General features: G+C 33.7%; 15 protein-coding genes and 1 pseudogene. 3 read left to right on the plus strand and 13 right to left on the minus strand.

Annotation, left to right across the window (positions count from 1 at the left end; genetic code table 11):
- Positions 1-78 precede the first annotated feature (78 nt).
- Both recG and KA909_RS06955 read right to left on the minus strand, forming a co-directional pair.
- Entirely contained in the window at positions 79-2,130 is a 2,052-nt protein-coding gene (recG, locus tag KA909_RS06950) for an ATP-dependent DNA helicase RecG (RefSeq protein ID WP_193839432.1), read from the minus strand.
- 260 nt (positions 2,131-2,390) lie between these two features.
- Positions 2,391-3,206, minus strand: coding sequence for a thermonuclease family protein (locus tag KA909_RS06955; RefSeq protein WP_193839433.1), 816 nt, complete (start codon positions 3,204-3,206; stop codon positions 2,391-2,393).
- A gap of 127 nt (positions 3,207-3,333) precedes the next feature.
- Between KA909_RS06955 and KA909_RS06960 the strand changes: the two are divergent.
- A pseudogene (locus KA909_RS06960) lies at positions 3,334-3,853 on the plus strand (transposase); the annotation flags it as partial.
- Here the strand turns inward: KA909_RS06960 and fakA are convergent.
- Complete coding sequence (fakA, locus tag KA909_RS06965) at positions 3,829-5,487, minus strand: fatty acid kinase catalytic subunit FakA (protein ID WP_193839434.1); 1,659 nt, start codon at positions 5,485-5,487, stop codon at positions 3,829-3,831. The pseudogene KA909_RS06960 and the gene fakA sit on opposite strands and share 25 nt — an antisense overlap.
- 20 nt (positions 5,488-5,507) lie before the next feature.
- Positions 5,508-5,876: an Asp23/Gls24 family envelope stress response protein gene (locus KA909_RS06970; protein WP_011275975.1), complete on the minus strand. Its 369-nt coding sequence runs from the start codon at positions 5,874-5,876 to the stop codon at positions 5,508-5,510.
- Between the two features lie 282 nt (positions 5,877-6,158).
- Here KA909_RS06970 and rpmB point away from each other — a divergent pair, with 282 nt between their 5' ends.
- On the plus strand, positions 6,159-6,347 hold the full coding sequence (rpmB, locus tag KA909_RS06975; protein WP_210130069.1) for a 50S ribosomal protein L28: 189 nt from the start codon (positions 6,159-6,161) through the stop codon (positions 6,345-6,347).
- Between the two features lie 60 nt (positions 6,348-6,407).
- On the opposite strand, the gene KA909_RS06980 is transcribed toward rpmB, so the two are convergent.
- The 9 genes from KA909_RS06980 to KA909_RS07020 form a co-directional block, all read right to left on the minus strand.
- Entirely contained in the window at positions 6,408-7,049 is a 642-nt protein-coding gene (locus tag KA909_RS06980) for a thiamine diphosphokinase (protein WP_193839435.1), read from the minus strand.
- A gap of 7 nt (positions 7,050-7,056) precedes the next feature.
- A complete protein-coding gene (gene rpe / locus KA909_RS06985; RefSeq protein ID WP_075108528.1) occupies positions 7,057-7,701 on the minus strand; it encodes a ribulose-phosphate 3-epimerase in 645 nt (214 codons plus the stop codon).
- The gene (gene rsgA / locus KA909_RS06990; protein WP_193839436.1) at positions 7,701-8,576 is read right to left on the minus strand and encodes a ribosome small subunit-dependent GTPase A; all 876 of its coding nucleotides are present in this window, start codon (positions 8,574-8,576) and stop codon (positions 7,701-7,703) included. Before rsgA ends, rpe begins: the two co-directional genes overlap by 1 nt.
- Before the next feature lie 203 nt (positions 8,577-8,779).
- Positions 8,780-10,807: a Stk1 family PASTA domain-containing Ser/Thr kinase gene (gene pknB, locus KA909_RS06995; RefSeq protein WP_193839437.1), complete on the minus strand. Its 2,028-nt coding sequence runs from the start codon at positions 10,805-10,807 to the stop codon at positions 8,780-8,782.
- Positions 10,804-11,547 carry a Stp1/IreP family PP2C-type Ser/Thr phosphatase gene (locus tag KA909_RS07000; RefSeq protein WP_193839904.1) on the minus strand — a complete coding sequence of 248 codons (744 nt, stop codon included), beginning with the start codon at positions 11,545-11,547 and terminating at the stop codon, positions 10,804-10,806. Before KA909_RS07000 ends, pknB begins: the two co-directional genes overlap by 4 nt.
- Before the next feature lie 5 nt (positions 11,548-11,552).
- A complete protein-coding gene (gene rlmN, locus KA909_RS07005; RefSeq protein WP_053029227.1) occupies positions 11,553-12,647 on the minus strand; it encodes a dual-specificity RNA methyltransferase RlmN in 1,095 nt (364 codons plus the stop codon).
- A 1-nt stretch (position 12,648) separates the two neighbouring features.
- Positions 12,649-13,956, minus strand: a complete 1,308-nt coding sequence (gene rsmB / locus KA909_RS07010; RefSeq protein ID WP_210130070.1) for a 16S rRNA (cytosine(967)-C(5))-methyltransferase RsmB — start codon at positions 13,954-13,956, stop codon at positions 12,649-12,651.
- Positions 13,953-14,885: a methionyl-tRNA formyltransferase gene (gene fmt / locus KA909_RS07015; RefSeq protein ID WP_193839905.1), complete on the minus strand. Its 933-nt coding sequence runs from the start codon at positions 14,883-14,885 to the stop codon at positions 13,953-13,955. Before fmt ends, rsmB begins: the two co-directional genes overlap by 4 nt.
- On the minus strand, positions 14,878-15,366 hold the full coding sequence (locus KA909_RS07020) for a peptide deformylase (protein ID WP_193839440.1): 489 nt from the start codon (positions 15,364-15,366) through the stop codon (positions 14,878-14,880). Before KA909_RS07020 ends, fmt begins: the two co-directional genes overlap by 8 nt.
- Before the next feature lie 177 nt (positions 15,367-15,543).
- Between KA909_RS07020 and KA909_RS07025 the strand changes: the two genes are divergently transcribed.
- Positions 15,544-15,747 (plus strand): TM2 domain-containing protein, encoded by a 204-nt coding sequence (locus tag KA909_RS07025; RefSeq protein ID WP_053029220.1) that lies wholly within the window; start codon positions 15,544-15,546, stop codon positions 15,745-15,747.
- The last annotated feature ends 61 nt before the right edge of the window (positions 15,748-15,808 follow it).

The raw sequence follows: 15,808 nt of genomic DNA on the forward strand, positions 1-15,808 counted from the left end.
ATAACACTTTCCGTTTAATAAGCTCAACAAATATCATAGTGCTATATTTTACTTTTTAAAAATAATTACCTTTAAACACTAATCAAAACTCATATGTAGTAAATTCTGATCAATAAAATCACGTAAATGTTGATATGCTTCTGTAAAGAATTCTCCCGATTGAATCAACTCTGCCGCTTCATTTCGAGCGACTTCAAGCATTCGATAATCTTCCACAATATTCGCTACCATGAAATCCGGTAAACCACTTTGTTTAACGCCGAAGAAATCTCCGGGTCCACGCATTTCTAAATCGCGTTCACTCAACTCAAAACCATCCGTTGTTTGCGTCATTATAGTCATTCGTTCTATTCCTGTTTCCGTCTTAGGTGACGCAATAAGTACGCAATAACTTTGATGTTCGCTTCGTCCAACACGACCTCTTAACTGATGTAAAGTAGATAGTCCAAATCGATCTGCATCATAAATCATCATAAACGTTGCGTTCGGTACATTAACACCAACTTCTACTACAGTTGTAGAGACAAGAATGTCTATATCATGTTGACTAAAACGCGTCATCACTTCATCTTTTTCTTCAGCAGACATTTTGCCATGTAATAAACCGACGCTCCCCTCTCCATAGTAGGCTTGAAGTGAGTCGTACAACTCAACTACATTTTGTACATCATCTAAATGTTCCGAACTTTCAATGAGCGGACAAATCACATAAGCTTGACGACCTTTTTTAAGTTCAGCTGTCATTTGAGACAGCACTTGTTCGTATTGCTCGTGTTTTGCCCAGTTCGTAATAATCGGTTTACGTCCTTTGGGTAACTGTTTAATAGATGAAACATCCATTTCACCAAATACTGAAATAGCTAGCGTTCTAGGAATCGGTGTTGCTGTCATGAAGAGGACGTTCGTCATCACTCCTTTTTCTCTTAACAGTTGACGTTGATTGACCCCAAAACGGTGTTGTTCATCGGTAATAACAAGTCCTACATTTTGAAATGCTACATCATCTTGTATAAGCGCATGTGTGCCTATTAGACAATCAATGGTGCCATTCTCTAATTGTTCTAAGAGGACTTTTCTTTTTTTACCTTTAACGGATCCAGTTAATAATGCGACGTTCATATAGTCTCCAAATAACTCAGCTAAACTATTTGCATGTTGCTCTGCTAGAATTTCAGTAGGAACCATTAGCGCAGATTGATATCCAGCTGTTTTTAACGCATACATACATATAGCTGCAACAACTGTCTTCCCTGAACCTACATCACCTTGCAATAGTCGATGCATGCGAATCGGTGCTTTCAAATCTCTAAAGATTTCGTTCACACTCTTTTTTTGCGCATCCGTTAACTCAAAAGGTAACGTTTCTATAAACGCTTTTACCTTTTGGATGTCGTAGTTGATTTCAATGGCTTCGTCCGATGTCTTCTCTAAACGATTCAACCATTGCATTCGTAATTCAAACATGAATAATTCGGTAAAGGCATACGTCCGTCTAGCACGTAATAAGTCATGGCGATCTTTAGGATGGTGCAGTGCATGTATGGTATCAGATAAAGATTCTAATTTATACTTCTGTCTTAATTCATCTGTCAACCATTCATGTATCGTAACATCATCTAACGTTTGATAAATCATATCTCGCATTTGCTTTTGTTTAATGCCCTCTTTGATACGATACACAGGTTCTAATTTAACTTCAGATGCATCTTGAGACTGTGCATTAAAGAACATACGATTTCCGTTAATTTCTTGTTTCGCACGATTCCATTTTCCTTTAACAGTTACCGTTCCATGAAGTTCAATTTTCTTTTTTAAGTAAGGTTGATTAAAGAAGACACATTTAACTGCGATATTGTCCACCATCAAATGGACTGTTAACTTCGATTTATTTCTACCGAAAAAGGCAACCGTCGGCATAGAATAAACTTCTCCAACAACTGTCACTGTAGATTGATCTTCAGCCATATTTAAGTCTACAACTGTATTATCTTCATAGCGACTCGGCAAATAAAGCATCAAGTCTTCTACCGTATTAATATTGAGTTCTTGCAATAAAGCAATTCGTTTTGGTCCTAGCCCTTTAATCTTTTGAAGCGGATATGGACTTTCTATTAAATTGACTTTAGACATAACTTCTCACCTAGTATTTATCATATTAATATTTATTTTATCATGATTAAGCAGAATAATTGATTGTTAAACCTTTGATATTTAAAAAGGCGGGAGTGGGACAGAATTCTTTTTGAATTCGTCGTCCCACCCCCAGCTTGATTTAAGCGTCTTCTCAGTACAGTCAGCTACTGCGAATTTGCAAAATAGCTTTATTATATTATTTATGTATTATATTATTTATGTCCAAGCCTCACTCTAATTCACTGAACGATACATGTTTAACGTTCACATGCCCATCCATCTTTATCGCGGTCAAACTTTGTTTGATAAGCAGGATGACCCTTTTTCACTCCATTTGGATATTTCTTTCTCAATAAAGTGCAATTTTTATAATTTTCTGTTGATTGCTTTTTCGTTGTCTTTGAAGTTGACGACGTTGATGTTTTCGGTTTAGTTGATGATTTTACAGATGCTTTTGCAGATGATGTTTGACCCGTCTTAGCTTTCGTGTTCGACGTTGTTGTAGACCATATATTTAGCTTTTCAGCTTGTGCTTTGGATTGGCTTACCTTTAACATTTGTTCAAATGTATTGTTCGGCGGATAGATATAAGTCACTCTAGCTAATCCTTGTCTGACAACCGCTTCATTAACCATTCTACCATCTGCATAAACGTATGCTAAATAACGACCATATTTATCTGTTCGTTGACCACGATCAAATTGAACTTGTACCGTACGCGCATTAGCCAACATTCGTGTTGTAAATTGACTAGCCTCCGGACCATATTTTTGAACAGGCTTTCGTGGATCCTTAGTTTCAGGTGTATCAATCAACAATAATCTAAAGGTTGATTTCTTCCCTTTATAAAGTAATTGAACAGTGTCTCCATCAATACCTTTAACAAATTTAACTTTCTCTTTAGTAAGTGCACTACTTTGTGCATTAACTCTATTGAGTGGCATTGCTATAAGTGTAGATGATGTTGTGATTAAAATCACCAAAGCTGTAACTGCAATTGGTTTCTTTTTAAAAAGCATGAATATAAAACATATGATACTAAGACCAATAACTACTAAAAGTATATTTCCCATGTGCATACTCCTATTGTTTAATATACATATATTTTATACTAATACATATTAAAAATACTATTAAAATTTTAATATTTTAACATTTGTATTTTTTGTAAGCATTAAACACATGTAGATATGAACTATTTTATGTTTTAAACGGTATACCTATCGTCATGATAAGTATGGTTTTAAATGAAACTTCAAATTATATGAATGAAATGTTTGTTCAGAATGTCCGCTGAAGAATCAATGTATAAACTTCCATTCAAAAACAAATAAAATAATAATGAAGCATTATAACTGGGAGTATTTTAAATACCAAATTAACAAAAAGCTTTCAGAACTAGAAACGAAAATCATCTACAGTCAAAGGAAATTTGATGTGGTGCTGACTTTTGGATTTATGAAGGCAATTTTGGGTCTTGCTCGAATGTCTGTATGAGGGATAAATAAAGTCAAAAGAGAACTTGGTTTTGTATGAATCACACTTAATATAAGAAAGGTAACAACTCAACGAGCTGAAAATAATCACAAAAATTATAAAAAAAGACAATTTCTATATTATTTCAATAGAAATTGTCTTAATTTACTCATCCAGGAACTTTATGTCCCGGATCCTTCATAGCTTTTCAATTGATATTTATTCGACTGAGAATAAATATTGATAGATAGGTTGGCCACCGTCATGTTCTTCTACTTCAACGTCTGGATATTCACTTTCAACCCACGCTACTAATTTATCTGATGTTTCAGTATTTGCATCCTCACCAGCGATAATAGTTAAGATTTCACTTTCTTCATTTAACATCGCTTTAAGTAAACCTGTGATTGTCGCAAATTCATCATCATTACTTGTCACAATTTTACTTTCAGATAATCCCATGAATTCGCCTTTTTTAATCTCTACGCCATCAATTTTAGTGTCACGAACAGCAAATGTTACTGAGCCTGATTTTACACTATCTAAAGCGGTTGTCATATGAGATTGATTATCTTCAAGTGATGATGACGGATCGTATTGGAACAAGGCCGCAATACCTTGTGGAATAGATGTTGTAGGAATTACAACTGTATCTGCTTCAACTAAAGTTGCAGCTTGATCACTCGACATTCTTATATTTTTATTATTTGGTAAAATAATGGCACGTTTACATTGAGATTGTTCAATAACCTTTACAATGTCTTCAGTAGATGGATTCATTGTTTGTCCACCGCTTATAATATGTGTCGCACCCATAGATGTAAATAATTCTGAAATGCCATCACCCATAGAAATAGCAATAATTGCTGTTTCAACTGTTTTTGATTCTTCTTGTTGGTCTGCATGATGATTTTGCTTTTCTTTTCTAATGACTTCACGATGTTGTTCACGCATATTTTCAACTTTTAATTTAATAAGCTCACCATACTCTTGACCATAGTTAAACACATCACCTGGTGTTTCAGTATGTACATGGACTTTTACAATTTCATCGTCATTAATAACGAGTAATGAATCACCAAAATGACTCATATCTGTTCTAAATGTTTGCTCATCAAATTCTCTTTTATCTTTTCCAAAACGTACCATCATTTCAGTACAATAGCCATACTTAATGTCTTCAGTGTTAATTACGCCATGGAAGTCATGCTCTTCATGCACTAGCTCTTCTGTGTTTAATTTTTCTTTTTTCACTTCAATCGTTTGGCCTGTTAAACCTTTTAAGAAACCTTCATAAACACATAATAGCCCTTTACCACCACTATCAACTACGCCAACTTCTTTTAATACAGCAAGTAAATTGGGTGTATTATTTAATGACTTTTCAGCTTCTGCAATTGTATATTCCATAACTTCAACACAATCATCTGTTTCTTCAGCTTTATTAACCGCTGCCTTGGCTGCATCTTTAGCAACAGTTAAGATTGTCCCTTCGACTGGTTTCATTACAGCTTTATAAGCAGTGTCAACACCTGCTTGGAAACTACTAGCAAGTTGTTGTGCATTAATTTCATTTTCCGTTTCAATATTTTTACAGAATCCTCTAAATAATTGAGAAAGAATTACACCTGAGTTACCTCGAGCACCCATAAGTAATCCTTTAGAGAATGTCTTCCCTAATTCACCAATACTTTGAGATAAATTATTTTCAACTTCCTCACGTCCAGAAGTAATTGTAAGATTCATATTAGTACCTGTATCACCATCTGGCACAGGGTATACATTTAAAGAATCTACTAAATCTGCATTATTAGATAAATTTTGTGCCCCTTGTATTATCATATCGGCAAATAATTTACCATTAATTTTGCTAATCATCCTGCTAAGTCCTCCTATACCTACTTGCCCTTATTATTAAGTCTTACACCTTGTACAAATATATTAATTGAATTCACTTTTACATTGAGTGAGTTTTCTAGTGTGTATTTTACTGATGATTGTACATTATTAGCTACTTCTGAGATTTTAACACCGTAGCTAACGATAATATACATATCTATATCAATGACACCATTGTTTTCTTTGACTTCGATGCCTCTAGCATAATTTTCATGTCCTAAAATTTCGGCAATACCATCTCGCACTTGTTGTCTAGATGCCATACCAACAATACCATAACTTTCAACAGCTTTACTGCCTACTACTGAAGCAATGACTTCATTTGAGATATCGATTTTACCATAATCATTTGAGATTTCTATTGTCATCTTTATATTCCTCCTGAATTTTGTTTAAAAATGACGAAACTATAAACATTTACAATTAAATTCATTGTAGAAATTAACCGATTCTTCCATAAATAAGTCTTTATAACCTAATTAAATGTACTACATAACTCCTCAGCTTACAATTATACCATAAATTATAAAATTCAAAACATTTTTAGAGAAATACCCTTTAATTTCATTGCTTTAAAAATTTATATATGGTATCTTATTTAAGTATATAAGTAGTCAAGTGTATTTATATTTATTAAAGGAGGTACTTTGATGGGTAAACAATGTTACGTAACAGGTCGTAAAGCATCGACTGGTAATAATCGTTCACACGCTTTAAATGCGAATAAACGCAGATTTAATGCTAACCTTCAAAAAGTTAGAATTTTAGTTGACGGAAAACCTAAAAAAGTTTGGATTTCTGCTCGTGCTTTAAAATCTGGTAAAGTTACTAGAGTTTAATAAATATAATGCACTAAAAAATGCCTTCATATGTGGTGAAGGCATTTTTTATGTTCTTTTTTAACTTGCATCCTTACTTCTCATTTGAAGTACTTGTCCGTTATGTAAGATGATTTCCGCGACAACTTCTTTTACTTCATTAGATAATGTAAGTGTCGATCCTTTTTCTAGAAGTTGCTTATTCAAATTATATTTAAAGCCCTTCAATGATAAAACCACATTTTCAGTTACTGGAATAAATGATACATATGGGAAATGAAGTGATTTTTGAATTTGATGGGTACCTTGTTTCAATAATTTAATTTCATTTTGATCATCTTCCACAATAATTGAAATATTTCGTTCTATATACTTTGGTTTTTGCAATATTTGCATGACACCCATAAAATGATCTAACCTACCACCAGTTGCGCCATAAATATGTATTTGCGTAAAGCCTCTATGAACAGCTTCTTCTACACCTAATGCTAAATCCGTATCATCTTTTTCAGCTTTGACCGGCTTAATATTCAACTGATGTTTGAGTTGGTGACGTTCTTCATCTGAAACAGAATCAAAGTCACCAATTGAGAACGTCGGTGTGATGGCATGGTTAACAAGAATCAGTGTTCCTCTATCAATACCACCCCAATGTTCATGCTTTTGAGTACTCAATACTTGTGGAGGTAAATGTCGGTCACTACATAATAAATTGATTCGCATAATAAAATCAGCCTTTCAGTAATTGTGTCACATTGCTATAATCCTTTTGATTAAAGAAATAAGAACCTGTAACAAACATAGTTGCCCCATTATCAGCACATAATTGGATAGTTTCATCATTGATGCCACCATCAACTTCAATATCAAAATTTAAATTTAAAGATTGTCTTAAATCTCTAAGTGACTTCACTTTTGATGCACATGCTTCAATAAATGATTGACCACCGAAACCTGGATTGACTGTCATCACTAATACATAATCTACAATCTCAAGAACTGGTAATAATACTTCAACTGGTGTACCAGGATTAATGACAACGCCAGCTTTTTTACCAGCATTCTTAATCATTTGAAGCGCTCTATGAATATGTTGCGTAGACTCGACGTGCACGGATATCATGTCAGCACCGTGTTCAGCAAAGGTGTTAATATACTGCTCAGGTTGCTCAATCATTAAGTGAACATCAATTGGTAATTGAGTAGCAGTTCGAATTGAATCAAGAATTGGCAAACCAATCGAAATATTTGGTACAAATTGACCGTCCATCACATCAAAGTGTAAACCATCAACTTGTGCTTTTTCTAAAGCTTTAATTTCATCTTCTAAATTTAAAAAATCAGCGGATAAAAGTGATGGATAGATTTTTTTCATTAATATCTTACCTTTCTATTTGAAATTTCATTAAATAATTGAATGTAATGATCATAGCGGAATTGTGCTAAATGACCACTCTCCAATTGTTGCTTAACATGACAATGAGGTTCTTTAATATGATTACAGTTTCTAAATTTGCATGCCTCGCCATAGTGATTAATATCTATAAAATAGTGTTTCAATTCATCTTTTTCAATATGATCAAAATCTAATGCACTAAAGCCTGGTGTATCTGCAATAAAACCAGATTCCCTTTCGAATAATTCTACATGTCTCGTTGTATGTTTACCACGGTTAAGGGATTTTGATATATCATTGGTTTCTAAATTTAATTCTGGTTTAAACGCATTTATAAATGTCGACTTACCGACACCTGATTGACCACTTAGTACAATAAGTCCTTTCGGCCAAGAAGCGACTACTTCCTGTTTAGACGTATCTTTGCCAACAAATTGAGTATTGTAGCCAATAGTTTCATAAATGTTTAACCATTCATTAATTTTTTTAATGTCATCATCAGACGCTAAATCCTTTTTAGTCACTAGTATACTCGGTTCTAAATCATATGAGTGCGCAATAACTAGAAAACGATCTAACAATTGTGTTGAGAAATCTGGTTCTACAGCGCTCATCACGATGATTAAGCCGTCAATATTACTAACTGGTGGTCGTTTCAATGCATTATGACGATCGTGAACATGATGAATGTAACCTTCATTGGTATTTTGAATTTCAAAATCAACAATGTCCCCTACAATTGGTGAAAACTTCTTTTTTCTGAAAAGACCACGTGGTTTAGTATCATATAAAGTTCCATCTACATCTACTTGATATACACCACTAATTAATTTAATAATACGTCCAGTTTCCAAAATGACACCTCTTAATCATTATTTATATTTCACTATTATAGCAAAACCTTAGAGAATATTATATCCAGAACATATTTGTTTAAAGTCAATGTTATCAAAGCGAGTTCGATTTATGTTTACATAATATTTTTATAGTTCGATATAAAAATTAAAAAACCTTTTAGTGAATGTTTGATCGCTTTCATTCACTAAAAGGTTGAATTTTAATATTCTATATCTTTATCTGCAATAATATCGCCATCTACTCTAATGGTGTAACCCGCGTCAGATCCTTCTTCAATTTTAAGCGGAATCGTGATTGTTCTATCACCTTTTATACTAAACGTTTGACTCGCAGATGCGCCACTATTGTCTTTATCTCTTATATAAACTTGAACTTTTTGACTTTCATCGTCTCCCGTATATGGGATATGATATGTTTCGGTGTAATTTTTAACTTTCTTAGCGTCGTCGTCCTTATCTTTACTAGAATCATTAGATTTTTCGTCTTCTTTATCTTCGTCTTTAGAAGTTGATTTTCCTTTCGAAACAATCAGTTGAACTGTACTTCCTTCATCAATTTCTGTATTTTTTGGACTTTGTGAAATAATATTATCCTTTTTCTCATTATTACTTGATTCAGTCGTTATTTGTACTTTAAGACCATTTTTTTCAAGTTCTTTCTGAGCAGTTTCAACATTTTTATGTTCATAATTTTTCACGTATACTTTTTTAACACCTAAAGACTCAGTTAACGTGATTTGGTGATCATTCACACGAACATAACTATCCGGATTAACACTTTGTTTGGCAATAGCACCTTTAGGTATTTGATTATTGTATTCTTGATTCACTGTTACATGATCAAGTTTAAATTGTTTTAATTTATCAAGTGCATCAGCTTTTTTCATTCCTATAACATTCGGCATTTTAGCACGTTCCGGTCCTTTTGAAAGCACGATATCAACTTTTTCATGTTGATTCACTCTTTCACCTTGTTTCGGTTTTGTCTCGATGATTTTATTTTCTGGATAGTCATCACTATAGTCTCTAGAAATATTGCCAATTTCTAAATGAGATTGGCGTAATATTTTTTCTGCTTCTTTTTCAGTTTTACCCTTAAGATCTGGCATTTCTGAATACTTACTGCCAAACATGCCCATCGCAATAAACCCAAATAAACTTACGACTAATAACAGTAAAATCAACGCAATAGCAAATTTTTTCTTTTTAGAACGCTTTTTCTTTGGTGGCTCGTAAATTTGCGCCTCGTTAGTTTGGAAATGGTGCTCATTGACAATAGGTATTTGCATGGTTTGAGCGATTTGTTTCTGCTCATTTTCTTCCTTTATTTTACTTCTGATATCTTGTCTATCAATGGCAACGGTATTTGTATCATCTTCTTCAATTGAATGCTTTTTTTCATTAGCACGACTAGATACAAGGACACTACTTAAGTCTTCTTTCATATCATTGACACTTTGATAACGATCCGTTGCTTTCTTTTCTGTTGCTCTAAGGACAACGTTACTTAAGGATTGAGGTATATCAGATCTTAACTCGGTTACATTAGGTACGGAATCCTGAATATGTTTTATCGCTATACTAACAGCTGTTTCGCCATTAAAAGGGGGTTCCCCAACTAACATTTCAAAAAGTACAATACCTATGGAATAAATATCTGTCGCTTCATTCGTAGTTTCACCTTTGGCTTGTTCTGGTGAAAGGTATTGTACAGTACCGAGCACATGGTTTGTTTGCGTCATAGATGTTTCACTTAAAGCTTTGGCAATTCCAAAATCGAAAATTTTAAGTGTCTTATTCTTATCAATTAAGATATTTTGAGGTTTAATATCTCTATGTATGATAAGTTTATCATGCGCTTGCGCCACACCTTTTAAAATTTGATTGGTAAAATCAATTGCTGTATCAATACTTAAAGGGCCATGACTATGTATGTATTCAGATAAAGTAGGTCCATCTATATATTCCATGATTAAAAAGAAGCACTCTTCATCTTCTTGAACATCATACACTTCAACAATGTTTTCATGTGAGAGTTGCGTTGCATTATTGACTTCTCGCTCGAAACGTTTCATTGTTTCTTCTTTTTCATTCTGAGGAATTGAGATTGCTTTAATCGCCACTTCACGATTTAAAATGGTATCTTCAGCTAAGTAAACGGTACTCATTCCTCCGCCACCAAGCTTATCCACTATCTTATATCGTTCACTAACTAACTTTCCAATCATAGATGATCACCTTCAATAGTTGCTATTAAAACACTAATATTGTCTTTAGAATCATGGTTTAGTGCTAATTGAATAAGCTGTTCACCATGTTCTTCTAATGATAACGACGTATTGAACGCTTCAAGAATACGTTCACTTCTGACATAATCTGTTAAACCATCAGAATTCAACATTAAAAAGTCATAATAATTAAATCGTTTCGTAAATATATCTGGACTTACACGTTTATCTGTTCCCATCACTTTAGTAATAATATTACGTTGTGGGTGTGTGAATGCTTCCTCTTCAGTAATTTGACCTGACATAACTAAATGGTTAACAAATGAATGATCATACGTGATTTGTTCGATTTCTCTAGAATTAATAAGATATGCTCTAGAGTCCCCTATATTTGCCACAACCAAGTGCTTATCGAATACAAGGGCACAAACACATGTTGTACCCATACCCTTATACGATTCATTTGTTTGAGCGTATTCAAATAGCTCACGATTAATCTCTTTTAAATTGAAACGCAACCAAGTTTCGGCTTGTTCATACTCAATAAAATTTTCAGCTTCAAAACGTTTTTGAAGCTCATACGTAACAAACTGACTTGCAATTTCCCCCGCTTTATGACCACCCATACCATCGCATAGTACTAATAATTGTTGGTGAGTTTGGTTATAAAAAATACCTCCTGCATCTTCATTTTTATTTCTATGTTGTCCAGTATCTGTGAAAAATTGTGCGTTTAGCATTGTGATTACCTCGTTTCTACTTGTCGTTCCTTCGCTCTTAATTGTCCACATGCCGCGTCAATATCTGATCCTTGTTCTCTTCTAATTGTAGCATTTATGCCCAATCGTTTTAATTCTTTTTCAAATTTGAAAATATCATCTTTAGGTGTTTTAACGTAATTACGTTCTGGAACATGGTTTACTGGTATTAAGTTAACATGACAGTTTAGATCTTTAATAAGATGCGCTAAATCACGTGCATGCTCTAATTGGTCATTGACGCCACCAAATAATCCATATTCAAATGTCACACGACGATTTGTTTTTTCTTGATAATATTGAATTGCTTCCATTAATTTATCTACGTGGTAAGCTCTGTTAATTGGCATTAATTTAGAACGAATGTCATCTTTGGCTGCATGCAAACTTACGGCAAAGTTAATTTGAATATCTTCTTCAGCAAAATCATAAATACGTGGAATAATACCTGATGTTGACACTGTTATATGACGTGCACCGATATTTAAACTATTGTCATCATTAACGATACGTAAGAAATCCATCATTTCATCATAGTTCTCAAATGGTTCGCCAATTCCCATAATTACAATTTGAGATACACGTTCATCTGTCGCATCTAATGCTTTTTGAACTGTTAAAACTTGTGAAACAATTTCTCCTGCTTCTAAGTTACGTTTTAAGCCACCTAATGTAGAAGCACAGAACGTACAACCGATACGACATCCAACCTGAGTCGTTACGCAAACTGAATTACCATAGTCATGGCGCATTAATACGGTTTCAATTGTATAACCATCTTGTAATTCAAATAGGAATTTTATTGTCCCATCTTTACTTTCTTGTTTTACAACAGTCGTTAAAGTGGTCATAGCAAAGTTATCTTTTAGCACTTGACGAAGATCTTTGGATAAATTCGTCATTTCATCAATACTATCTACACGTTTTTGATATAGCCATTCAAATATTTGCTTAGCTCTAAATTTTTGTTGGCCATGGTCTACTAACCATTCTTGCATTTCATCATATCTAAGTGAATAAATCGACTGTTTATCAAAGTCAGGCAAGAATTTATTTTTCTTCTTTTTTTCAGTAGTTATCATCTTAACTTTCCTTTCTTTTTATTTTTGTGATGAAAAAGCCATCTGAATTAAAATCTTGGGGTAAAATCTGTATTGTTTTGACTAGTTCACCGCTAACAGGATGTGTCATTAATTCAAATTCAAAGTCTTTATTATTTTTTAAGAAGGTATAAATCACATTTTCATTTTCGAGTTGTTCAATCGTACACGTTGAGTAGACTAGAGTCCCACCAGGTTTCAAGTTTTCTTTAACATTGTCTAATATCTGTAACTGTAATTCAACCAAGTCTTGAATATCTTGCTTTGTTTGAACATATTTAATTTCTGGCTTATGTCGTAATACGCCTAAACCACTACATGGTGCATCAACAAGTATTTTGTCATATACATCTTTATATGGTTTTGTTGCATCATGATCAAATGCTTTAATGTTCTTAAGTTGTAATTTTCCAATATTTTCTTTAATTAAACCAATTTTATGCTTATGAATATCTGTCGCATCTACATGACCACTTGATGCTAATAATTCTGCAATATGACACGCTTTGCCACCTGGTGCACTACATGCATCCAAAATAACATCATTGTCTTCGACACCCATTAAATATCCTACAAACATTGAACTCTTATCTTGAATTGAAATATTTCCATTTTTAAAATTGTCGGATTCAATTATTGGACGTCCTTTTAAATGTAAGCAATAAGGAATCTGTTCATCCACTACAACGTCATATCCCTCTGCTTGTAACCCTGAAACGACATCTTCAACTTTATTTTTACTTGTATTGACACGCACAGTACTTGCAGTTTGTTCCATAAATGAAGCTGCTATTTCACGTGTGGTCTCAACGCCATAATGCGTAATCCAATGCTCTATAATCCACTTTGGAATACTATATTCAATCGCCATACGCTGCTTTTCATTTTTAATGGTCGCTAAACTTGGACATTCACTTCTAAAAATTGTTCTCAATATAGCGTTAACAACATTACCATTATGAGGACCACCACGACGTTTCGCAATATTAACTGCCTCATTTATAATGGCGTGATTAGGCACTTTATCTAAATAAATATATTGATACAAACTCATCCATAATAATTGTCTGACCCAACTTTTAATTTTCGTTTTTACAAAAGGTCTAAGATAAAAATCCAGCGTCATTTTCCGTTTTACAGTTCCATACACGAGTTCAGTGTACAAAGGTTTATCAATACTAGACACGTCCCCGGTAGAAAGTACCTCATTGATTCTTAGGTTACTGTACGCATAATCATTAAAGATTTCTTGAATTGTTTGAAATGCTAATTCTCTTACTGTTTGTGTCATTTTAATAATTTCCCAACTAGCGATTCTTGAACACCGCTTAAATAATTTGCTGCTAGCATACGTTTTTTACCAGCTAATTGAATATCAGTTAAGGCAACTGCATCATCAGAGCCTGTAGCAACTATAATCGCTTTTTTAGTCGTTTCGACGATTTCCCCTGGTTGTCCATTTTTATTATGCACGATATGTGCAGCATACAATTTCAAGTTTGTATCATCCATCGTAGTATAGCCAACAGGCCATGGTGATAATCCACGTATATGATTATGAATATCTTCAGCAGTCATTGTCCAATCAATACGTTCATCTTCTCTACTAATATTTGAAGCGAATGTGGCTTGCGTATCATCTTGAGGCGTACTATCATTTGTACCATTGATAATTGCTGGTAATGTTTCTTTCAATAGATCTGCGCCTAATATACTAAGCTTATCATGCATCGTGCCTACATTATCATCATCTTCTATATCAATTGCTTTTTGTGAAATAATATTGCCAGCATCTAACTTTTTAACCATATACATAATTGTTATACCAGTTTGTGCCTCACCATCAATAATTGCTTGATGTATGGGCGCACCACCACGGTATTTAGGTAACAGTGATGCATGGACATTAATAGCGCCTAATTTAGGTAATTGTAGTAATGTCTCAGGCAATAATTGACCAAATGCAGCAGTGACAATTAAATCAGGTTCTAATTGTAACAGTTGTGCCAATTCGTCAGATTGCGCTAATTTTTCTGGTTGATATACAGGTAAATGGTGTTCTTCAGCCACTCGTTTAACAGGTGGTGGTGTTAATACACGTTTACGTCCCACTGGTCTATCAGGTTGCGTTACGACTGCGATAACGTCGTGTTCTTCTATTAACATTTCTAATACCTTAGTTGAAAAATCAGGTGTTCCCATAAATATCACTTTAGTCATTTTCAAAATACGCCTCCACTTCTTCATCAGTTAATAAATGCTGTGCACGCTTAGTAAATGATATACCGTTTAATTGGTCAACGATGTGTAAAATCATTCTCGCTATATCATCATAAGCGGTTAATTCTATCGTATTACCTTCTAAATCATTGGCTTCTACAGTTATCATTTTACTTCGTTCGACTTCCCCGTAAATACCTGGTGTGTTTACTGAACCTTCAAGATCTATAACTTTATCTTTAGACTCCGTTTTAATTATAGGATTGATGAGTTGTAGCAATCCTTCAAGTTCCATATCAATGATAGCTACTTGCTTACTAATACCAATTTGAGGTGCGCAAAGCGCTGATGCCTCATTAGCATATAATGTATCTTCTATATCTAATAACAAATCTTTTAATGAAGCATCAAATGTTGTTATGCGTTCCGCTTGTTTCGTTAATACAGGATGCGTTGACTGGACTAATTTTTGTATCGCCATTTATTTTGCTCCTCCTGAAAAAATTCATCATACAATTATAACTTAATTCACTTTGAATTGCGACCTTAGTCTGAAATTTATCCATTCCAGCTACTATTAATTGCTTTTATTTTTCAGTCTATTAAAATAAAAGTAACTTAACTTATCATCACTTGCACAATTAAAGGAGGTGCCAACATGGAAGTAAATAAAATTATTTATATTGTTTTAGCTATATTTTTAGGTGGTTTCGGTGTCCATAAATTCTATGCCGGTAAAACAATGTCTGGTCTTTTACACTTATTATTCTGTTGGACAGGTATTCCACATATCATTGCAATCATTAGTGCTATTCTTACACTATTTAGACCAGCAGATGAAAACGGTAATGTTGTCATGTAAAAACTAATATTTACAAAAGAAAGAGTTACGTAAGTTAGGTCTTTAAACCTAATAACTACGT

It is taken from the genome of Staphylococcus sp. GDX8P54P, from assembly GCF_017893165.1.
Lineage (GTDB): Bacteria > Bacillota > Bacilli > Staphylococcales > Staphylococcaceae > Staphylococcus > Staphylococcus borealis.